The organism is Saccharothrix isguenensis (assembly GCF_052936305.1).
The window spans coordinates 6,027,949-6,047,803 of the sequence record NZ_CP193626.1; the positions used below are offsets into that span (position 1 = coordinate 6,027,949).

Sequence of the window (19,855 nt, forward strand, 5' to 3'; positions counted from 1 at the left end):
CCCATCTACCGGGTGACAGCCGGGTACAAATCCCCTGTGAAGCGGTGGATGGTGGCGGCGGTGGCGTTGGTCGGCCTGACGGGGTGCGCGACGCCGGTCGCGGGCACGGCGACACCCGGGCCGACGTCGTCGGTGGCCGGGGCGCAGCCCGAGGTCGTGCGCTGGATGAACAACTTCTGCGGCGTGGCGCAGTACATGATCGCGTCGGGCGGGGTGCAGTTCGACCCTGGCGAGCACGCCACCGACCCGGCGGCGATGAAGAAGGCCCTCAGCGACTCGCTCGGCCGCGTGATAGGCGTGCTCGACGTCGTCCTGCACGACCTGGACGAGCTGACACCCGCGCCCGCAGCCGCCGCCGACACCGCGATCGAGGTGGTCGAAGAGCCGCTGACCAGGGCGCGGGACAAGTTCGTCTCGGCCAAGTCGACCATGGACGCCGCGGCGGAGCTGACCACCGACGTGTTCGCCACCGTCATCCAGGACATGACCGAGGCCGTCGCGGTGATGAACGAGTCGGTCGAGAAGATGGGCGCGGTCTCGTTGCCCGACGAGTTCAAGGACGCGGCCGACCAGGCCGAGAACTGCGCCGACTAGCTGTACTGCCCCGGGGGCGCCGACCGGCCGGCGGCGGGGTTCACCACATGGGCAGCGTCCGTTCACCGCCCGGCAGGGTGCTGGTGACCTGCGGCGGAGAGGTTTCCGCACATGTGCGGTCCCGGGTGTGGCTCGCCGGCAAATCTGGGGGCAGCGCCCCCATGTGCGCCACGGCGTGCGCGTGACACGTTGAGCGACGTGTTCCCGTCCGCCGTAGACCGGCCGCCCGCCACGTGGTGGCGCAGCGGTGTGCGCGAGGACACCCGGAAGCTGGTCGTCCCCCGTGGACGGCCCTCATGGGCCGCGTTCGTGGAACGCGCCACCGCGACCGCGGCCCGTGCAGACTTCGCCGGGGGCGAGCCAGGTGACGGCGTCGACGGCGCGATGGCGGCCTTCGCGTCCGCGTTGCGGCCGTTGGTGCGGGCGGCGATGGCCGAGGACCCCCGGCTGGACGACGGGTTCGGCCGCACGCTCGGCCGGCGCCTGGCCCGGATCGCGGCGCGCACGCTCGTGCTGGAGCTGAACCTCGAACGGGTCGGCGAGCGGCTGACCGGCGACACGCCGGGCGAGCGGTTCGCCGACTTCGTCCGGCACGTCGACCTGCCCGCGCTGTTCGCCCGCTACCCGGTGCTGGCCCGGCTGCTCGGCCAGGCGTGCCTGCACGCGGTCGAGGCGCACCGCGAGCTGCTGGACCGGTTCGAGCAGGACCGGCCGGAGATCGTGCGGACCCTGCTCGACGGCCGCGACCCCGGTCCGCTCGCCGACGTGGAGACCGGTCGGGGCGACCGGCACGCGCGGGGCCGCTCGGTGGCGGTGCTGACGTTCGAGGACGGCCGCCAGGTCGTCTACAAGCCGCGCCCGGTGGCGCTGCACCGGACGTTCGCGGACTTGCTGACCTGGTTCGACGGCCACACCGGCCTCGGGCTGAGGGTGCCACGCGCGGTCGTCCGGCCGGGTCACGGGTGGCTGGAGTTCATCCGGCACGCGCCGTGCGAGGACGTCACCGCGGTCGGCCGGTTCTACCACCGGCTGGGCGCGCTGATCGCGCTGCTGTACGCGGTGGACGGCGCCGACATGCACTACGAGAACCTGATCGCGGCGGGCGACGAGCCGGTGCTGGTGGACGTGGAGACGCTGTTCCACCCCGCGGTCGGCATCCCGGCGGACCCGGCGGTGCGGGCGCTGGCCCGGTCCGTGCACCGGACCGCCGTGTTGCCGCAGGTGCTGCTGGGCGTGCACGGCGCGCTCGACATCGGCGGCATGGGCGGCGACCACGGCGACCGGTCGGCGGCCGACGGCGTGGCGTGGCTGCACCCCGGCACCGACCGGATGCGGCTGGTGCGCCGGCCCGCGCCGATGCCGCCGGCGCACAACCGCCCGGTGGTGGACGGCGTCGAGGCCGAGCCCGCCGACTACCAGGGCGCGCTGCTGGCAGGGTTCCGGATCGGCTACGACGCGCTGTGCGACCACCGCGCCGACCTGCTCGGCCCGGACGGCCTCCTGGCCGGCTTCGCGGACCTGCCGGTGCGGTTCGTGGCACGGATGACCCAGCTGTACGCGACGTTGCTGGACGAGTCGACGCACCCGGACGCGTTGCGCGGCGCGGCGGCCCGGCAGGACGTGCTCGACCTGCTGTGGGACGACTCGGCGGACGAGGCCGTGCTGCACGCGCTCGTGCCGCACGAGATAAGCGACCTGTGGGCGGGCGACGTGCCGGTGTTCACCACCCGGCCCGGCAGCCGCGACGTGTGGACGTCGACCGGCGACCGGCTCCCCGACCTGCTGCCGGTGTCGGGCATGGACGCGGTCACCGCCAAGGTCGCCGCCCTGGGCGAGGTGGACAAGCACGACCAGCAGTGGCTGATCAGCGCCGGGCTGGCGAGCCGGCCGCGTCCGGTGGACCACCGCACCGGCCTGGGCGTGGCCGCGCCGCTGGAAGCCGTCGTGCCCGATCCGCAACGGCTCCTGGTGGCGGCGTGCGGTGTCGCGGACGAGGTCCTGGCGCACGCCACCGCCGCCGACGGCCGGATCAACTGGGTCGGGCTGGAGCTGGTGGACGACCGGCACTGGGCGGTCGCCGCGATGGGCGCGGGACTGTCCAACGGCTACACCGGCGTCGCGCTGTTCCTGGCACAGCTGGGCAAGCTCACCGGCGCCTCCCGCTACACCGAGTACGCGCGGGACGCGCTCGCGCCGATCCCCGGCCTGCTCGCGGCGTTCGCCGAGGACACCGAGCTGGCGGTCGCCGTGGGCAGCGGCGCGTTCCACGGACTGGGCGGCATCTGCTACGCGTTGGCCCGGCTGGCGCACCTGCTGGACGACGCCGAGATCGGCGGCTGGCTGCGCGCCGCGGTGGACATCGCCGCGGCGGTGGAGGCGACCGGCGAGGACCCGGCCAACCTGGTCGAGGGGTGGGCCGGCGGCCTGGCCGCGATGCTGGCGGTGCGGGCGGAAAGCGGCCTGCCGGCGGCCGGGAAGCTGGCCCGCGCCTACGCCGACCGACTGCTCGCCGCGAGTCCCGGCGGCGACGGTTTCGCGCGCGGCCGGGCGGGCGTCGGCTGGGCGCTGCTGCGCTACGCGAAGGTCGGCGGCGACCGGTACGGGGTGGCCGGTCGCGCGAACCTGCGCGCCGACCACGCGCTGCGGCAACGGCTGCTCGACGTGACCGAAGCGGACCACAGCTGGTGCTCGGGCCTGGCCGGCGCGGTGCTCGCGCACACAGCGCACCACGGCCAGCCGGTCGACGCGTATACCCTGCACCTCGACCGGTGCCTGAACGCCTTGGCGGTGCACGAGCCACTGCGAGACCTGAGCCTGTGCCACGGTGAGCTCGGCGTGGTCGAAGCCCTGACCGTCCTCGCGGAACGCGGGCACGGCCTGGCGGCGGCCATGCAGAACCGGCGTGCCGGACTCGTCCTCGGCGCGCTCGACCAGTACGGGGCGCGCTGCGGCACCCCGGACGGCGTGCCGTCGGCCGGTCTGCTCACCGGCCTCTCGGGGATCGGCTACGGCCTGCTCCGCCTCGGTTTTCCCGAGCAGGTGCCTTCAGCGCTCCTGCTCGGATCCCGGCACGACACCTACCCTCGCGAGGAGAACGCCCGATGAGCAACGCCAACCACGACGCGGTCACCACCTGGCACGAAGACCAGGACGGCGACCACCCCGCCGGGGAGATGGCGCTGAACCGCAAGACGAAGACCGGCGCCCGCGCGCGTGCGCTGTCCGGTCTGACCCTGGCCGTCGGCGCGTACGTGGTGGTCGCCGCGGGCGCCAACAGTGGCCTCACGGTGAGCGCGCCCTACATCGGCTAGCCGAAGGCGCGACGCCGTCGCACCGCCGGACTGCCCGCCCACACTGGGGGTGCGGGCAGTTTGGCATGCCGTGGTTCGGCTTGACTAAGGTCGGCGCATGCACACCCGCGCGCCGGTCGTGGTCGGCCGCGACGAAGAACTCCGAGTGCTGGAGCGGGCGCTGGCCGACGCCGCCGACCTCCGTGGCCGCGCCGTGTTCCTCGTCGGCGAGCCGGGCATCGGGAAGACCAGGTTGGCGCGCTTCGCCGCCGGCGCCGCCTTCGAACGCGGTATGAGGGTGCTGCGCGGGCGCGGCAGCACGATCGGGCCGATCGTCCCGTTCCGGCCGCTGGCCGAGGCGCTGATGTCGCTGCTGCGCGCCCGGGACAGCCCTGATCTGCGCGAACTCGGCCCGTACCAACCGGCGTTGGGCAGGTTGGTGCCCGAGTGGGGCGGCGACGAGCAGCGGCAGCCGCACTCCGTGGTGGTGCTCGCCGAAGCGGTGCTGCGGCTGCTGGCCGTGGTCGGCCGGGAGCGGCCGTGCCTGGTGGTGCTGGAAGACCTGCACGACGCGGACGCCGAGACGCTGGCCGTCGTCGACTACCTCGTCGACAACCTCTACGACGTGCCGGCCGTGCTGCTGGTGACGACCCGCGCCGACCCCGGCCCGACGCTGGACGTGGTCCGCCTTGCCGCGCAACGGGAAGCGGGCGTCCTGCTGGAGCTGCGCCGACTGGACGAGGAGCAGGTGCGCCGAATGGTCGCCACCTGCCTGGAGGTCGGCGCCGCCGAGGTGCCCGACGAGGTCGCCGCGCGGATGTGGGCGGACAGCGCGGGCAACCCGTTCGTGGTAGAGGAGATGTTGCACGGTCTGGTCAACTGCGGCCTGCTGGTGCGCGGTCCGGGCGGCTGGCAGGTGCTGGGCGAGCTGCGCATCGACGTGCCGTCGGCGTTGGTGCGGTCGATCGCGCACCGCACCGACCGGCTGGGCCCGCAGGGCCGGGAGGTGCTGTCGGTGGCCGCCGTGCTGGGCCACCGGTTCCCGCTGTCGGTGCTGCGCGCGGTGACCGCCCTGGACGACCGGAGCCTGCTGTCGCACCTGCACGCCGGCGTGGCGGCCCAGCTCGTGACGCCGGACGAGCCGGTGCCGGACTGGTACGCGTTCCGCCACCCGTTGACCGCCGAGGCGCTGCTGGCGCAACTGCCGCCGCCGCACCGGGCCGAGCTGTCCCGGCGGACCGCCGACGCCGTGCAGGAGCTGCACCCCGGTCTGCCCGGCGAGTGGTGCCCGCTGGTGGCGTCGCTGCGGTTGGACGCAGGGGAGACCGCCGAGGCGGGCGCGTTGCTGGCCGAGGCCGGCCGGCGGGCGTTGGCGGACGGCGCCGCGGGGTCGGCGGTGCGGCTGCTGGACCACGCGCACCGGCTGCTGGCCAGCCAGGTGGACGTGTCGATCCGCGCCGACGTGCTGGACTCGCTGCTGCCCGCGTTGGCCGAGGCGGGCCAGTTCGAGCGGGCGTTCGCGCTGGTCGACGCCGTGGCGGAGTTGAGCGCCGCCGGGTTGAGCCGGCTGCGGCGGGCCGAGCTGCACACGAAGTTCGCCCAGGTCGCCAACATCGCGGGCCGCTGGACGGACAGCAGGGCGCACGTCAAGACGGCGCGCGCCCTGCTCGGCGCGGACGCCGACGACGAGCACACCGCGCGGTTGGACGCCGTGGCGGCGCTGATGACGCTGTACCTCGACGTGCCGGACCGGATCGCGTCGGCCGAGTTCCTGGCCCGGCGCGCGGCCGACGCGGCGAAGCGCGTGCCGCTTCCCGAGGTGGGCTGCGAGACGTGGCAGCTGCTGGGCGTGCTGGCGCGCGAGCGGGACCTGGGCGAGGCGGCCCAGTGCTTCCGGCGGGCGCGGGAGATGGCGGAGGAGCACGGGCTGCCCATCCAGGGGCTGTACGCGGCGAGCCGGCAGGCCGGGCTGGAGTGGCTGGCCGACGGCACGTCCGTCGAGCTGGTCGAGGCGCGCGAGGAGGCGCTGAGGATCGGCGCGATCAGCGTGGCGTACAACATGGACTCGATCCTCGGGCTGGACGCGGTGCTGCGCGGGCAGTACGCCGCCGCGACGGAGAAGCTCGCGGGCACCGTCGCGGACACCCGGCGGATGCAGCTCAAGCACCTCACCCTGTACGGGCTGATGGCGCAGGCGACGGCGGCGGCGCACCAGGGCCGGCGGGCCGAGATGGAAGCCGCGATCGAGGCGTTCGAGGCGATGGGCGGCGTCGGCTCGCAGGAGCGACCGCTCTGCTACGGGCTGGCGCGGACGTTCTGCGCGCTGCTGGAGGAGGACCGCCCGGCGGCCGGGCACGACCTGGCACGCGCGCTCGCGTACGAGGCGGAGGCCCCGACCGTCTACCACCTGTCCGGCCGGCACGGGCTGCACCTGCTGCTGGACGCGCTGTCCGGGGCGCTCGACCTGGACACGTACCGCTCGGTGACCCGGTCGGCCGCCGCCGGGATGCGCTGGAACCGGGTGTTCGCCCAGTACGCGCTGGCCGTGCTGCTGAGCCGGGAAGGCCGGGAGACCGAGGCGGCGCAGGCGGTGCGGATCGCACGGGACGCGGGGTCCGTCTACCCGATGGCGAAGCACCTGGGGTTGCGGCTGGTGGCCGAGGCGGCGGTGGCCGACGGGTGGGGCGAGCCGGTGAGCTGGCTGCGGACCGCCGAGGAGTACTTCCACCAGGCGGGCCAGCCGGCCGTGGCCAGCGCGTGCCGGGGGCTGCTGCGGCAGGTCGGGGCGACCGTGCCGCAGCGGCGCACCGGGTCCGACCAGGTGCCGCGCGCACTGCGGGCGCTGGGCGTGACGGTGCGGGAGTTCGAAGTGTTCCGGCTGCTGGCGGGTCGGTTGGGCAACAAGGCGATCGCCACCCGGCTGCACATCTCGCCGCGGACCGTGGAGAAGCACGTGGCCAGCCTGATCACGAAGACCGCGCAGCCGGACCGGGAGTCGCTCAGCGCGTTCGCCGCGTCGCTGGGACCAGCCGACCGGCCCTAGTGGCGTGGTCCGGGGTCCGCTACACCTGGTGCGGTGAAGATCCTGTTGGCAGTGGCGCTGATGGCGGTCCTGGGTGGCGGGGCGGCGCAGGCGTCGCCGGATTCCGACGACGTGACGCGCGGGCCGTGCGGCTACGAGGTGACGCCGGACGAACCGGCCGCCCGTCCCGTGCCGCTCCCCCCGGACCCCCGGCACACCCCCGACCGCGGCCATCCGACGGTGCTGCTGGCGACGAACCGGGGTCCGGTGCCGGTGGTGCTGGACCGCGGTCAGGCGCCGTGCACGGTCCAGAGCTTCCTGCACCTGGTGCGGAAGAAGTTCTACGACGACACGACGTGCCACCGGCTGACGGCGTACCCGACGTTGAAGGTGCTCCAGTGCGGCGACCCGTCGAACACCGGTGAGGGCGGCCCCGGCTACAAGTACAAGGACGAGCTGCCCACCGACCTGGAGCCCGTGCCGAACGACCCGACCGGCCAGCGCCGCATCTACCCGCGCGGCACCCTGGCCATGGCCAACGCCGGCCCGGACACCAACGGCAGCCAGTTCTTCCTGGTCACGTCGGATTCCGTGCTGCGGCCCAACTACACGGTGTTCGGCCGGATCTCCCCCGCCGGGCTCGCCACCCTGGACAGGGTCGCGGCGGGCGGCGTCGCGCCGAACCCGGACAGCGAGGTCGACGGCCGTCCCGCGCTGACCACGGACATCCAGCGCGCCAAGCGCACCGGCTGACCCCGGATCAGGAGGCGGGCGTCAGGAGACGGGCGCGGTCACCCGGATGTCGGCGTTCCAGTCCGTGAAGCGGTGGAGGCTGCGCTGGAAGACGTTGTCCTCCAACGTCTTCAGCACCTGCTCGACCCGCACCGGCAGGTCGCCCGGACCCACCCACACCGTGGCGGACGCGGTGAAACCGGACTCGTAGGCCGCCAGCAGCTGGGAGCGGCGGGTGCTGTCGGGGGTCCGGTCGGCCTGCTGCCGCAGGTCGACCAGCATCGTGTACCGGCGCGTCGGCACGCCGTCGACCTCCTCGTCGCCCTTGGCCACGACGAGGCTCCCGGCGAGCGACCTCACCACCGACGACGGGTCCACCTCGTCGGGCAGGCGGGCCACCGTGGTGTCCGCCCGCACGGGCGCGCGGTCGGCCATCGCGAGTTCGGTCCACGAGCCGCCCGACGTCCGGGAGTAGGCGGCGTCCGCGAGCACCACGACCTCGGTGGACGAGTCCTCGCGCAACGACACCAACCGGCCCTCTCGGGCGCGCACCAAGTCGCCGGCGAGCGTCACGTGGAGGCCGGACAAGGTCTTCTCGGCGTCGAACCGGACCGAGCCCTGCTCGGCGGCGCGGGCGGCGACCGTCCTGATCAGCACTGCGGTGTCGTCCACGACCGGGCCGAGGGTCGGCGTCGGCAGCCCCGTCCGCTCCGCGCAGCCCGCCAGGCCCACCACGGCCAGCACCAACGCGACGACGGACCTGCGCATGACACCCCCGCTCACGGTGAACACCACCATCCTCCCCCACCCGCGGCGGATCAGGAGCGCGAACTCGGAAAGTCCCCCTCCGCTACCGTCAGACCCATGCCCCATGTGCTGTCCGTCAACGTCGGCTCCCGCATCGAGTTCGACCACGCCGTCATCGGCCACACCGGTATCGCCAAGCGCCCGGTCCACGGTCCCGTGGCCGTCCAAGCCCCCGGTCCGCGCGGCGTCGGCAGCAGCGGCGTCGCCGGCGACCACATCTCCGACGTCCGCAACCACGGCGGCGACGACCAGGCCGTCTACGCCTACTCCCGGGAGGAGCTGGACGGGTGGTCGGCGGAACTCGGCCGCGACCTCGGACCCGGCCTGTTCGGGGAGAACCTGACCACGGTGGGCGTCGACGTGTCCGGCGCGCTCGTCGGCGAGCGGTGGCGGGTCGGGTCGTCGCTGCTCCAGGCGACCAGGCCGCGCATCCCGTGCCGGACGTTCGCCGGCGTGATGGAGGAAGCCGCCTGGGTGAAGACGTTCACCGCGCGGGCCCTGCCGGGCACGTACTTCCGGGTGGTCGAGCCCGGCACGATCACGGCGGGTGACGAGATCACCATCGAGCACCGGCCGGACCACGACGTCACGATCGCGCTCGCGTTCCGCGCCCTGACGCTGGAACCGGAACTGCTGCCGCGCCTGATCGGGGCCGGTGACCTCCTGCCCGAGGACCTGCGGCGGCGGGTCGAGCGGCGGATGTCCGAACCGGCGTAGTCACAGCCCCGCCCGGCCGAGCGCGGACGGCCGGGCTTCGGCCGGCACCGGGTCGGGGCACGACTCGCGCGTCGTGCCCCGCCCCGTTCCCGCCGGTCAGCCCTCCTGCCCGGCTCCTACTGCTTGGCCACCAGCGTGAGCACGTCGTACTTGGCCACCGACTCGCCCTTCTGGTTGACCAGGTCGGCGTCCCAGCGGACCTCGCCGTACTCCTTGTCCTCCCGCGGCGTGATCTGCTTCGCGGTCAGCGTCACGGTCAGCTCGTCACCGGGGAACGTCGGCGTGAGGAACCGCAGGTTCTCCAGCCCGTAGTTGGCCAGCACCGGCCCCGGCTCGGGCGAGACGAACAGGCCCGCCGCGAACGACACGATCAGGTACCCGTGCGCGACCCGGCCGCCGAAGAACGGGTTCGCCGCCGCGGCCTCCTCGTCCATGTGCGCGTAGAACGTGTCGCCGGTGAACTCGGCGAAGTGCTCGATGTCCGCCAGCGTCACGGCCCTCGGGCCGGCGACGACCGAGTCACCGACCTTCAGCTCCCGCAACGACTTCCGGAACGGGTGCACGTCCGACTCGGTGCGCGGCGCACCCGCGACCCACCGCCCCGTGACCGCGCTCAGCACCCTCGGGCTCGCCTGGACGGCCGTGCGCTGCATGTGGTGCAGCACGCCGCGGATGCCGCCCATCTCCTCGCCACCGCCCGCCCGGCCCGGGCCGCCGTGGACGAGCGCCGGGAGCGGCGAGCCGTGGCCGGTGGACTCCTTGGCGTCGTCCCGGTCCAGCACCAGCACCCGGCCGTGCCACGGCGACACGCCCAGCACGACCTCGCGGGCGAAGTCCGCGTCGTACGTGACGATCGAGCCGACCAGGCTGCCCGCGCCCCGTGCGGCCAACTCCACCGCGTGCTCGGCGTCCCGGTAGGCCATCAGCGTGGACACCGGCCCGAACGCCTCCACCTGGTGCGGCTGGGCGTGGTCCGGGTCGGCCTTGAGCAGCACGGGCGACAGGAACGCGCCGCGCTCGGCGTCGGCGTCCACCACGTCGACCCGGTCGAGTGAGCCGTAGACGACCTCGCCGACCTCCAGCAGCGCCTTCAGCGACCGCCGGACCTCCTCGCGCTGCTCCAGCCCGGCCAGCGCGCCCATCCGCACGCTCTCGTTGGCGGGGTTGCCGATGACGACCTTCGCCAGACGCGCGCTCGCCGCGTCCGCGACGGCGTCCACGAGGGGTGCGGGGACCAGGGCGCGCCGGATCGCGGTGCACTTCTGGCCTGCCTTGACCGTCATCTCGCTGACGAGCTGCTTGACGAACAGGTCGAACTCGGGCGTGCCCTCGACCGCGTCCGGGCCGAGGATCGAGCAGTTCAGCGAGTCCGCCTCGGCGTTGAAGCGCACGCTGTTGCGCACGACGGCCGGGTGGGTGCGCAGCACCTGGGCGGTGGACGCGGAGCCGGTGAAGCCGACCAGGTCCTGGGCGGTCAGGTGGTCCAGCAGGTCGCCCGCGCTGCCGGTGACCAGTTGCAGCGAGCCTTCCGGCAGCAGGTCGGCGGCGAGCATCAGCTCGACCAGCTTCTCGGTGACGTAGGCGGTCTGGGAGGCGGGCTTGATCAGGGACGGCACGCCCGCGATGAACGCGGGGGCGAACTTCTCCAGCGGGCCCCACATGGGGAAGTTGAAGGCGTTGATCTGCACCGCGACGCCCCGCAGCGGGGTGGCGATGTGCTGGCCGACGAACGTCCCGCCGCGGCTCAGCGGCTCCACCGCGCCGTCCACGTACACGGTGTCGTTGGGCAGTTCACGCTTGGCCTTGCCGGCGTAGCCGAAGAGGACGCCGATGCCGCCGTCCACGTCGATCAGCGAGTCGGTCCGGGTGGCGCCCGATCGGGCGGACAGGGCGTACAGCTCGTCGCGGTGTTCCCGCAGGTAGGACGCCAGGGCCTTGAGCAGGGCCGCGCGCTGGTGGAACGTGAGCTCCCGCAGCGCCGGTCCGCCGACGCGCCGGCCGTGGTCCAGGGCCGCCGCCATGTCGATCCCCTGCGACGAGATCCGGGCGAACTCCTCGCCGGTCACCGCGTCGTGCAGGGGTGTGCCCTCGGCGGACGAGGCGTGCCAGCGACCGGACACGTAGCTGCGCAGCATGGCCATCGGGTGTCGACCTCCTTGTCGGGCCGGTGGGTGTCCCGGCATGTCGACAGTAAAGCGCCACTACTTTCATCGTGACTTGATTAAAGGTCATGGAGTAAGTTCCAGCCTGGCCGTCGCCAGAGTGAAGGGAGTGTCGATGAGGACACGAGTGATGGTGGGCGCGGTAATACTCGCCTTCAGCGGGCTGGCCGTGCCCGCCGCGCAAGCCGCACCGGCAATGGACGCCTCCGCCGACGTGGGCACGATGGCGGTCACCTTCGCCGAGGAGTTCAACGGCCCGGCGGGTTCGCGGGTCGACGCCTCCAGGTGGAACACGGAGGTCGGCGACAACAACGGGAACAACCGCGAGCACCAGTACTACACGACGTCGGCGAGCAACGCGGCGATGGACGGCGCGGGCAACCTCGTCATCACCGCCCGCCGGGAGAACCCCGGCAACTACAACTGCTGGTACGGCCGCTGCCAGTACACGTCCGCCCGGATCAACACCGCGGGCAAGTTCACCACGACCCACGGCAAGGTCGAGGCGCGGATGAAGATGCCGCGCGGCAAGGGGATCTGGCCCGCGTTCTGGATGCTGGGGCAGGACATCAACTCCGGCAACCCGTGGCCGAACAGCGGCGAGATCGACATCATGGAGTTCCTGGGCCACGACCTGGACACGGTGTACGGCACCATCCACGGCCCCGGCTACTCCGGCGCGGGCGGCATCGGCCAGGCGTACAACGGGCCGAACTTCGCCGACGGCTTCCACACTTTCGCGATCGAGTGGTCGCCGACCGGCATCTCGTGGTCCGTGGACGGCAACGTCTACCAGCGCCGCACGCCGGCCGACGTCGGCGGCAACCAGTGGGTGTTCGACAAGCCGTTCTTCATCATCCTGAACCTCGCGGTCGGCGGCGAGTGGCCGGGCTACCCGGACGCGAGCACCGTGTTCCCGCAGCAGTTCGTGATCGACTACGTGCGCGTGTCGACGCTCGACGGCAACCCGCCCGCCGGCGGCGGCCGGATCACCGGTGTCGGCGGCAAGTGCGTCGACGTGGCCGGCGCGAACTCCGCCAACGGCACCCGCGTCCAGCTGTGGGACTGCAACGGCACGGCGGCCCAGCAGTGGTCGCGTCCCGGTGACGGCACCATCCGCGCGCTGGGCAAGTGCCTCGACGCGGCGGCCGGCGGCACGGCGGACGGCACGCTGATCCAGTTGTGGGACTGCAACGGGACCGGCGCGCAGAAGTTCGCGGTGAGCGGCGCGAACGACATCGTCAACATCCAGGCGAACAAGTGCCTGGACGCGCAGAACAACAGCTCCGCCAACGGCACCCGGTTGCAGCTGTGGACCTGCTCCGGCCACGCCAACCAGAAGTGGAACGTCGCGTAGCCGAGCGCGGCATGATCAGGACATGCACACCCTGATCAGAGCGGAAGCGGCCAAGGCCGACCACGATCGCCGACTCTCCCCGGCGGTCGTGGCGGCGCTGGTCGAGGCGGGCGCGACGCGGATGCTCGCGCCCGCCTCCCTCGGCGGCGGCGAGCTGGACCTCCCGTCGTGGGCGGTGGCGATCGAAGACCTGGCCCGTGCCGACGGGTCGGCCGGGTGGACCGCGATGACGACCAGTGCGACGTCGTCGCTGGCTTGGTACCTGCCACCGGACACGGCCGCCGAGGTGTTCGGCTCGCCGACGTCGGTGGTGGCCGGCACCGCCGCGCTCCTGGGCCGGGCGGTGGCGGCGGACGGCGGGCACCACGTCACCGGCCGTTGGGGCTGGGGCAGCGCGGTGCCGCTGTGCGACTGGGTGGTCGGCGGCGCGCTGACCCCGGACGGCCCGCGCCTGGTGCTCTTCCCGTCGTCGGACGTGACGGTGCACGACACCTGGCGCGCGGCGGGGTTGCGCGCGACCGAGTCCCACGAGTGGGAGGTCGCCGGCGGGTTCGTGCCGGCACGTCGCCAGGTGTGGCCGCCGGCCGTGCGGGTGCCCGGTCCCCTGCCGGCGTTCCCGTTCTTCGCGTTCCTGGCCGTGGGCGTGGCGGCGGTGGGTCTGGGCATCGCCGCACGGGCGGTCGAAGAGGTCGAAGCCCTGGCCGTGACCAAGACCCCTCAGCACGCCCAGGGCCTGCTGGCGGAGCAGTCCGACGCGCAACGCGACCTGGGTGTGGCCGAGGCGCGGCTGTCCGCGGCACGGGCGTTCCTGCACACCGAGGTGGCGGCCAGGTGGGCTGCGGCGGTGGCCGGGCGGCCCAGCACGACCGAGGAGCGCGCGCGCCTGCGCCTGGCCTGTTCGCACGCCGCAGCGGAGTCGGCGTCGATCACCCGCCAGGCCTTCGACACGGGCGGCGGCACGTCGGTCTTCGAGGACTCGCCGTTGCAGCGCTGCCTGCGGGACGCCCACGTGGCCGCCCAGCACGCGATGGTGTCCCGCCGCCTGTTCGAGACCTACGGCAAGGTCAAACTCGGCGTCCCGACCGACACCACCCGCCTCTGACCCGCCCTGGGCATCCCTTCCGCGCTCCCCCGACCGGAATGCGGGACCGCGCGAAGTCGTTGACGTGGTGGTGAGGCTTTCCGTGCTGGACCGGTCGCGGGTGCGCGCCGGTCACGGCCACCCCGAGGCGCTGCGCGACACGGTGGCGTTCGCCCGTGAGGCGGAACAGCTCGGCTACCACCGCTTCTGGGTGTCCGAGCACCACGGCGTGCCGGGCGTGGCCGGGTCCGCCCCGACCGTGCTGGCCGCCGCCATCGCCGCCGCGACGACCCGCATCCGGGTCGGGACCGGCGGCGTGATGCTGCCCAACCACCAGCCGCTGGTCGTGGCCGAGCAGTTCGGCGTGCTGGAGTCCCTCTTCCCCGGCCGGATCGACATGGGCCTGGGACGGTCGGTCGGCTTCATCGAGGCCGTCCGCAAGGCGCTGGGACACGGCAAGGAGGACGCCGCCGAGTTCGGCCCGAGGCTCGCCGAGCTGCTGGGCTACTTCACCGGCGACCAGGCCGTCCGGGGCTACCCGGCCGACGGGCTGCGCGTGTCCCCGTTCGTCCTGGCGACCGGCGCCGGGGCCGCAGTGGCCGCCGCCCACGGCGTCCCCCTCGTCATCGGCGCGTTCCGGGGCGAGGACGCCATGATCGACGCCATCGCCGCCTACCGCGCCCGCTTCCGCCCTTCGACGTGGGCGGCGGACCCGTACGTGATGATCTCCGCCACGGTGGCCGTGGCGGACACCGCCGAGGACGCCTGGCGCCTCCTGGTGCCGGAGGCGTGGGCGATGGCCCACTCACGCACCAGAGGAGAGTTCCCGCCGCTCAGCGCGCCGGACGACGTCCTCGCCCAGCCCATGACGACCCGTGAGCGCGCGCTGTTCGAGCAGTCCTTGCAGGGGCACGTCTTCGGCACGCCGCCGGAAGTCGCCAAGGCCCTGGACGCCCTGACGGACCGCACCGGCGCCGACGAGGTCCTGGTCACCACCAGCACGCACGACCGGGCCGCGATGCTCGACTCGTACCGCCGGCTGGCCGGCCTCTACGGCTGAGCGCGCTCGGCCAGCTCGACCTCGATGAACGCCCCGATCATCGCCCGCCACACCGCCTCCGCGACGGCGGGCTCCAACCCTGCGTCCAGCGCCCGCTCCCGCACCGAGGCCACCACCCGCTCGACCCGGTCCGGCGCGCGCACCGCCTGGTCGTCCGCCTTGAACGACGCGGCGGCCCGCACCAGAGCCTGTCGTCGCGCCAGCAGTCGGACGAGCTCCGCGTCGATCACGTCGATCCGCGCGCGCACCTCGGCCAGCGACGCCGGCGGTGGCGCGGAGTCGGACACGTCCCCCTCGTCCACGGCCACCGGTCAGTGGTCCCGTTGCTGCTCGGCCAGGAACCGCTCGAACTCGGCCCCCAGCTCGTCCGCGCTGGGCAGCGACTCCTCGTCCTCCAGGAGCAGGTTCTCCGACGACTCGGTGAACGCGTCGTACTGCCGCTCCAGCGCCTCGACCACCTGCGCGACCTCCGACGACTCCGCCACCTGCCGCGAGATCTCGGCGTCCGTCCGGCGGGCCGCCTCGTTCAGGGCGGCGGCCTGGATGACGAGACCCGTCGACTTCGTCACCGACTGGAGCAGGCCCAGCGCGGCGGCCGGGTAGGTGCCCTGCGCGAGGTAGTGCGGGACGTAGGCGGCGAAGCCCATGGCGTCGTGGCCGGCCTGGCCGAGTCGGAACTCCAGCAGCGCGGACAGGTTGCCCGGCACCTGCACCCGGCTGAACGGCGAGCCCTCGACGATCAGCTCGGGCCGGGTGGCGTGCGAGATGACCGACAGCTTGCGGGTGTGCGGCACGCCCATCGGGATGCCGTGGAAGCCGACGGCGAGCCGCACGCCCCACCGCTCGACCAGCGACTGCACGGCCGCGGCGACCGCCTCCCACCGGCGGTCCGGCTCCGGGCCGGTCATCAGCAGGAACGGGGTGCCCACCGCGTCGTGCAGCAGGTGGACGACCAGCTCGGGCGCGTCGTAGGACTCCCACCGGTCGGTGGCGTAGGTCATCGTCGGTCGACGGGACCGGTAGTCGATCAGGTCGTCGACGTCGAACCGTGCGACCACCCGATGCTCGTGCACATCGAGCAGGTGCGCGACGAGCGTCGCGCCCGCCGCACCGGCGTCCATGAAGCCCTCGAAGTGGTGCAACAGCACCGCTCCGGCCAGGTCCGGGACGTCGGAGTCGACCTCGTACAGATCTTCCGGGTCGAGCGCCACCTCGTGCCTCCCCAAGTGCTCACATGCCAGTCCTCCCCTCTGTCAACATCGACCGACCGCTGATCCATTCCCCGATCCCGTCGGGCATCCGGTGCGGCCGGGACGCGCCCGGCCTGCTTGACCTCCAGTCGACTCGAGGTCTTACGTTCCGGGCATGGACATGGAGACCACCGCGTGGATGTCGCTCTACCACGTGGCCAACGCGCAGGACGACAAGCGGCCGTTCTCCGCCGCCACCCTCCGCCGCATCTGGGCGTTCGCCCAGCCGCACCGGACGCGGCTGGGCCAGTACCTCGGGTTGAGCGTGGCGGTGGCGGTGCTGGCGGTGGCGACACCGGTCCTCGCGGGCCGGATCGTGGACGCGATCGTCAACGGCTCGACGTACGAGGTGGTGCTCGGGCTCGCGGGCCTGATCGCGGGCATCGCGATCGTCGAGGCGGCGCTGGGCCTGCTCACGCGGTGGCTGTCGGCGAGGATCGGCGAAGACCTGATCCTGGACCTGCGGACCACGGTGTTCGACCACGTGCAGCGGATGCCGATCGCCTTCTTCACCCGCACCCGGACCGGGGCGCTGGTGAGCCGGCTCAACAACGACGTGATCGGCGCGCAGCGGGCGTTCAGCGACACGCTGTCCAGCGTGGCGGGCAACGTGGTGACGCTGGTGCTGACGCTGGTGGTGATGATCAACCTGTCGTGGCAGATCACGCTGCTCGCGCTGGTGCTGCTGCCGGTGTTCGTGCTGCCGGCGCGGCGGATGGGTTCCCGGTTGGCGCGGCTGGAACGCGAGGCGGCGAACCACAACGCGACGATGAGCACGCAGATGACCGAGCGGTTCTCGGCGCCGGGCGCGACGCTGGTGAAGCTGTTCGGCCGGCCCGCGCACGAGTCGTCGGAGTTCGCGCAGCGGGCGCGGCGGGTGCGGGACATCGGCGTGCGCACGGCGATGGTGCAGACCGTGTTCCTGACCGCGCTGACGCTGGTGTCGGCGCTGGCGTTGGCCGTGGTGTACGGGCTCGGCGGGTTCTACGCGCTGCGCGGCGAGCTGGACCCCGGCTCGGTCGTGGCGCTGGCGTTGCTGCTGACCAGGCTGTACGCGCCGCTCACCGCCCTGGCCAGCGCGCGGGTCGAGGTGATGAGCGCGCTGGTGAGCTTCGAGCGGGTCTTCGAGGTGCTCGACCTGAAGCCGTTGATCACCGAGAAGCCCGACGCGCGGTCGGTGCCGGACGGGCCGGTGTCGGTGGAGTTCGAGAACGTCAGGTTCGCCTACCCGTCCGCGGACAAGGTGTCGCTGGCGTCGTTGGAGGAGGTCGCGGTGCTCGACAACCGCGGCGGGGTGGAGGTGCTGCACGACGTCTCGTTCCGGGCCGAACCGGGCCAGGTGGTGGCGCTGGTCGGCTCGTCGGGCGCGGGGAAGTCCACGATCGCCTCGCTGCTGCCCCGGTTGTACGACGTGGACTCGGGCGCCGTGCGGCTGGCCGGGGTGGACGTCCGGGACCTGTCGGCCGACGCGGTCCGCGAGGTGCTGGGCATGGTGACCCAGGACGGGCACCTGTTCCACGAGTCGATCCGGTCGAACCTGCTCCTCGCGCAGCCGTCGGCCACCGAGGACGACCTGTGGGAGGTGCTGGGTCGTGCGCGGCTGGCCGACCTGGTCGAGTCGCTGCCGGACGGGCTGGACACGGTGGTCGGCGAGCGCGGCTACCGGTTGTCCGGTGGCGAGCGGCAGCGGCTGACGATCGCCCGGCTGCTCCTGGCCAAGCCGCGCGTGGTGATCCTGGACGAGGCCACCGCGCACCTGGACTCCACGTCCGAGGCGGCGGTGCAGGCCGCGCTGGGCGAGGCGCTGGCCGGGCGGACGGCGGTGGTCATCGCGCACCGGCTGTCGACGATCCGGGCCGCCGACCTGATCCTGGTGGTCGAGGGCGGCAGGGTGGTGGAACGCGGCACCCACACCGACCTCCTGGCCGCCGGCGGACGCTACGAAGAGCTGCACCGGACCCAGTTCGCCGAGGAGACGCGCACGGCGTAGACCTCTGTGTTCGCGTGCTCGTCGGCACCACCGCCCCGGGGCGGGTCGCACCCACTCGCCGCGCCGATGGTGCCGCAGCGAAACCTGGTTGCCCCGGCCTCGCGCACCGGCACAATCGTGGCCATGCGGACCATCGGGTTGATCGGCGGGATGAGCTGGGAATCCTCGGCCGAGTACTACCGGCTGCTCAACGAGGAGACTCGACGCCGGCTCGGCGGCCACCACTGCGCGCCCAGCCTGCTGCTCACGGTCGACTTCGCCGAGATCGAGGAGTTGCAGCGCACCGGCCAGTGGGAACGCTCCGGCGAGCTGCTGGCCGACGCCGCCCGCACGCTCGAAGGCGCGGGCGCCGAGCTGGTCCTCTTGTGCACCAACACCATGCACAAGGTCGCCGACGCGATCACGGACGCCCTCAAGGTGCCGTTCGTGCACATCGTGGACGCCACGGCGCGGAAGTCGGCCGGGTACCGCAAGGTCGGGCTGCTGGGCACCCGGTTCACCATGGAGCAGGACTTCTACCGCGACCGGATGCGCGCGCACGGCGTCGAGCTGGTCGTCCCGGACGAGCCGGACCGCACGCTCGTGCACGACGTCATCTACCAGGAGCTGACCAGGAACCGGGTCGAACCCGCCTCGCGCGCCGCGTACCGGGACGTGATGGCACGCCTGGTGGACCGCGGCGCGGAGGCGGTGGTCCTGGGCTGCACGGAGATCACGTTGCTGGTGGACGGCTCCGACAGCGCCGTGCCGCTGATCGACTCCACCCGCCTCCACGTGGAGACGGCGGTCGACCTGGCACTGGCCTAGACGTCGGGCACGTCGTCACCGGGAGTCGGCGTGACGCCCGCGGTCCCCGAAGCGACTCGGACGAGAATCGCGTTCTCAGGGAACTCCCCGAGGCCCCGGACGTCCCGGTGCGGCAGAGTAGGCGGTATGGAGCTGAACCCGCGCGCCTTGTTCGACCTGGCCAGGACCACCGCCGAGACCGCCGTGTCCGTCCCCGGCCGGGTGCTCGACCTGCTGGGCGCGGCCGAAGCCGTCGTGCGCCGCGCCGACGAGCTGGTCATCCGCACCGGTCGGGTGCTGGACGAGACGGAGGCGCTGGTCGGCCGGGCGAAGGCGGTCACCGCGGCGGCGGAGGGCATCACGACCGACGTCGGCCACACCGCCCGCACGTCACGGGAGTTGATGGACACCTACGCGCCGATCGCGCAGAAGGCCCACCCGCTGGCACAGCGGTTCGTGGACGAGCTGTCGCCGCACGAGGTGGACGCCGCGGTCCAGCTGGTGGACCAGCTGCCCGTGCTGACCAGGCACCTGATGGACGACGTGCTGCCGATCCTGACCACCCTGGACCGGGTCGGGCCGGACATCCACCAGCTGCTGGAGGTCACCAACGACGTCCGGCAGGCGATCCTGGGCATCCCCGGGTTCGCGTTCCTGCGCCGCCGCGGCGAGGACAAGGAGGACGTCGACGTGGTGAACTCCACCGCGATCGATTCCACCAGGTCGTGACCCGGCGGGACCGGTGTTGGCGCGCGGCCGGGGGAAGATCTCGCGGATCGAGCCATCCCGGCCTCGCGGCGGCGGCCTCACGGTGGCTCCCGAGAATTTCGGCGAGCAGGGCTTCCGCCTCGGGACGTCCGGGTCGACCGACTGCTTCGTGATCGGCTCCGGGACGGCGTCGAGCAGCGCGACGTCCTCCTCGATGCCGGCCAAGCCCCTCGCCCGGGAAGTCATGCCCGGAAGACTCGGGCGGGGTGTCCTCCGGCGGTGTTCCCGTTCGTCGTAGT

The 19,855-nt window shown here is 73.1% G+C and carries 16 protein-coding genes; 12 read left to right on the plus strand and 4 right to left on the minus strand.

Annotation, left to right across the window (positions count from 1 at the left end):
- Positions 1–36: 36 nt before the first annotated feature.
- The 5 genes from ACRAKI_RS26670 (at position 37) to ACRAKI_RS26690 (ending at position 7,659) form a co-directional block, all read left to right on the plus strand.
- On the plus strand, positions 37–594 hold the full coding sequence (locus ACRAKI_RS26670; protein ID WP_447003252.1) for a hypothetical protein: 558 nt from the start codon (positions 37–39) through the stop codon (positions 592–594).
- Between the two features lie 198 nt (positions 595–792).
- On the plus strand, positions 793–3,699 hold the full coding sequence (locus tag ACRAKI_RS26675) for a type 2 lanthipeptide synthetase LanM family protein (RefSeq protein WP_447003253.1): 2,907 nt from the start codon (positions 793–795) through the stop codon (positions 3,697–3,699).
- The gene (locus tag ACRAKI_RS26680; protein WP_447003254.1) at positions 3,696–3,905 is read left to right on the plus strand and encodes a hypothetical protein; all 210 of its coding nucleotides are present in this window, start codon (positions 3,696–3,698) and stop codon (positions 3,903–3,905) included. The genes ACRAKI_RS26675 and ACRAKI_RS26680 overlap by 4 nt, the downstream gene beginning before the upstream one ends.
- Positions 3,906–4,002: 97 nt before the next feature.
- On the plus strand, positions 4,003–6,927 hold the full coding sequence (locus tag ACRAKI_RS26685) for an AAA family ATPase (RefSeq protein ID WP_447003255.1): 2,925 nt from the start codon (positions 4,003–4,005) through the stop codon (positions 6,925–6,927).
- 60 nt (positions 6,928–6,987) lie between these two features.
- The gene (locus tag ACRAKI_RS26690; protein ID WP_447008521.1) at positions 6,988–7,659 is read left to right on the plus strand and encodes a peptidylprolyl isomerase; all 672 of its coding nucleotides are present in this window, start codon (positions 6,988–6,990) and stop codon (positions 7,657–7,659) included.
- A 21-nt stretch (positions 7,660–7,680) separates the two neighbouring features.
- Here ACRAKI_RS26690 and ACRAKI_RS26695 read toward each other — a convergent pair whose 3' ends face one another.
- A complete protein-coding gene (locus ACRAKI_RS26695; protein ID WP_447003256.1) occupies positions 7,681–8,406 on the minus strand; it encodes a hypothetical protein in 726 nt (241 codons plus the stop codon).
- A 96-nt stretch (positions 8,407–8,502) separates the two neighbouring features.
- On the opposite strand from ACRAKI_RS26695, the gene ACRAKI_RS26700 reads away from it, so the two are divergent.
- On the plus strand, positions 8,503–9,162 hold the full coding sequence (locus ACRAKI_RS26700; protein WP_447003257.1) for an MOSC domain-containing protein: 660 nt from the start codon (positions 8,503–8,505) through the stop codon (positions 9,160–9,162).
- A gap of 116 nt (positions 9,163–9,278) precedes the next feature.
- Here the strand turns inward: ACRAKI_RS26700 and paaZ are convergent, their stop codons facing one another.
- The gene (gene paaZ, locus ACRAKI_RS26705) at positions 9,279–11,303 is read right to left on the minus strand and encodes a phenylacetic acid degradation bifunctional protein PaaZ (protein ID WP_447003258.1); all 2,025 of its coding nucleotides are present in this window, start codon (positions 11,301–11,303) and stop codon (positions 9,279–9,281) included.
- 136 nt (positions 11,304–11,439) lie between these two features.
- On the opposite strand from paaZ, the gene ACRAKI_RS26710 reads away from it, so the two are divergent.
- The 3 genes from ACRAKI_RS26710 (at position 11,440) to ACRAKI_RS26720 (ending at position 14,822) form a co-directional block, all read left to right on the plus strand.
- Positions 11,440–12,681: a family 16 glycosylhydrolase gene (locus tag ACRAKI_RS26710; protein WP_447003259.1), complete on the plus strand. Its 1,242-nt coding sequence runs from the start codon at positions 11,440–11,442 to the stop codon at positions 12,679–12,681.
- A 22-nt stretch (positions 12,682–12,703) separates the two neighbouring features.
- Entirely contained in the window at positions 12,704–13,783 is a 1,080-nt protein-coding gene (locus tag ACRAKI_RS26715; protein ID WP_447003260.1) for an acyl-CoA dehydrogenase family protein, read from the plus strand.
- A 67-nt stretch (positions 13,784–13,850) separates the two neighbouring features.
- Positions 13,851–14,822: an MsnO8 family LLM class oxidoreductase gene (locus tag ACRAKI_RS26720; protein WP_447003261.1), complete on the plus strand. Its 972-nt coding sequence runs from the start codon at positions 13,851–13,853 to the stop codon at positions 14,820–14,822.
- Here the strand turns inward: ACRAKI_RS26720 and ACRAKI_RS26725 are convergent.
- Positions 14,813–15,130 (minus strand): chorismate mutase, encoded by a 318-nt coding sequence (locus tag ACRAKI_RS26725; RefSeq protein WP_447003262.1) that lies wholly within the window; start codon positions 15,128–15,130, stop codon positions 14,813–14,815. The genes ACRAKI_RS26720 and ACRAKI_RS26725 overlap by 10 nt on opposite strands.
- Positions 15,131–15,133: 3 nt before the next feature.
- The gene (locus tag ACRAKI_RS26730; RefSeq protein WP_447003263.1) at positions 15,134–16,033 is read right to left on the minus strand and encodes a proteasome assembly chaperone family protein; all 900 of its coding nucleotides are present in this window, start codon (positions 16,031–16,033) and stop codon (positions 15,134–15,136) included.
- A gap of 154 nt (positions 16,034–16,187) precedes the next feature.
- On the opposite strand from ACRAKI_RS26730, the gene ACRAKI_RS26735 reads away from it, so the two are divergent.
- The 3 genes from ACRAKI_RS26735 (at position 16,188) to ACRAKI_RS26745 (ending at position 19,577) form a co-directional block, all read left to right on the plus strand.
- Positions 16,188–18,062 carry an ABC transporter ATP-binding protein gene (locus tag ACRAKI_RS26735; protein ID WP_447003264.1) on the plus strand — a complete coding sequence of 625 codons (1,875 nt, stop codon included), beginning with the start codon at positions 16,188–16,190 and terminating at the stop codon, positions 18,060–18,062.
- Positions 18,063–18,185: 123 nt separating this feature from the next.
- Positions 18,186–18,869, plus strand: coding sequence for an aspartate/glutamate racemase family protein (locus ACRAKI_RS26740; protein WP_447003265.1), 684 nt, complete (start codon positions 18,186–18,188; stop codon positions 18,867–18,869).
- Between the two features lie 126 nt (positions 18,870–18,995).
- On the plus strand, positions 18,996–19,577 hold the full coding sequence (locus ACRAKI_RS26745) for a hypothetical protein (protein ID WP_447003266.1): 582 nt from the start codon (positions 18,996–18,998) through the stop codon (positions 19,575–19,577).
- Positions 19,578–19,855: the final 278 nt, after the last annotated feature.

What these genes read in the sequence shown, in the direction of transcription:
- ACRAKI_RS26740 (WP_447003265.1), top strand. Translation starts at nt 18,186, where the DNA reads ATGCGGACCATCGGGTTGATCGGCGGGATGAGCTGGGAATCCTCGGCC.
- ACRAKI_RS26745 (WP_447003266.1), top strand. Translation starts at nt 18,996, where the DNA reads ATGGAGCTGAACCCGCGCGCCTTGTTCGACCTGGCCAGGACCACCGCC.
- ACRAKI_RS26695 (WP_447003256.1), bottom strand. Translation starts at nt 8,406, where the DNA reads ATGCGCAGGTCCGTCGTCGCGTTGGTGCTGGCCGTGGTGGGCCTGGCG.
- ACRAKI_RS26700 (WP_447003257.1), top strand. Translation starts at nt 8,503, where the DNA reads ATGCCCCATGTGCTGTCCGTCAACGTCGGCTCCCGCATCGAGTTCGAC.
- ACRAKI_RS26735 (WP_447003264.1), top strand. Translation starts at nt 16,188, where the DNA reads ATGGACATGGAGACCACCGCGTGGATGTCGCTCTACCACGTGGCCAAC.
- ACRAKI_RS26685 (WP_447003255.1), top strand. Translation starts at nt 4,003, where the DNA reads ATGCACACCCGCGCGCCGGTCGTGGTCGGCCGCGACGAAGAACTCCGA.
- ACRAKI_RS26715 (WP_447003260.1), top strand. Translation starts at nt 12,704, where the DNA reads ATGCACACCCTGATCAGAGCGGAAGCGGCCAAGGCCGACCACGATCGC.
- ACRAKI_RS26710 (WP_447003259.1), top strand. Translation starts at nt 11,440, where the DNA reads ATGAGGACACGAGTGATGGTGGGCGCGGTAATACTCGCCTTCAGCGGG.
- ACRAKI_RS26680 (WP_447003254.1), top strand. Translation starts at nt 3,696, where the DNA reads ATGAGCAACGCCAACCACGACGCGGTCACCACCTGGCACGAAGACCAG.
- paaZ (WP_447003258.1), bottom strand. Translation starts at nt 11,303, where the DNA reads ATGGCCATGCTGCGCAGCTACGTGTCCGGTCGCTGGCACGCCTCGTCC.
- ACRAKI_RS26690 (WP_447008521.1), top strand. Translation starts at nt 6,988, where the DNA reads ATGGCGGTCCTGGGTGGCGGGGCGGCGCAGGCGTCGCCGGATTCCGAC.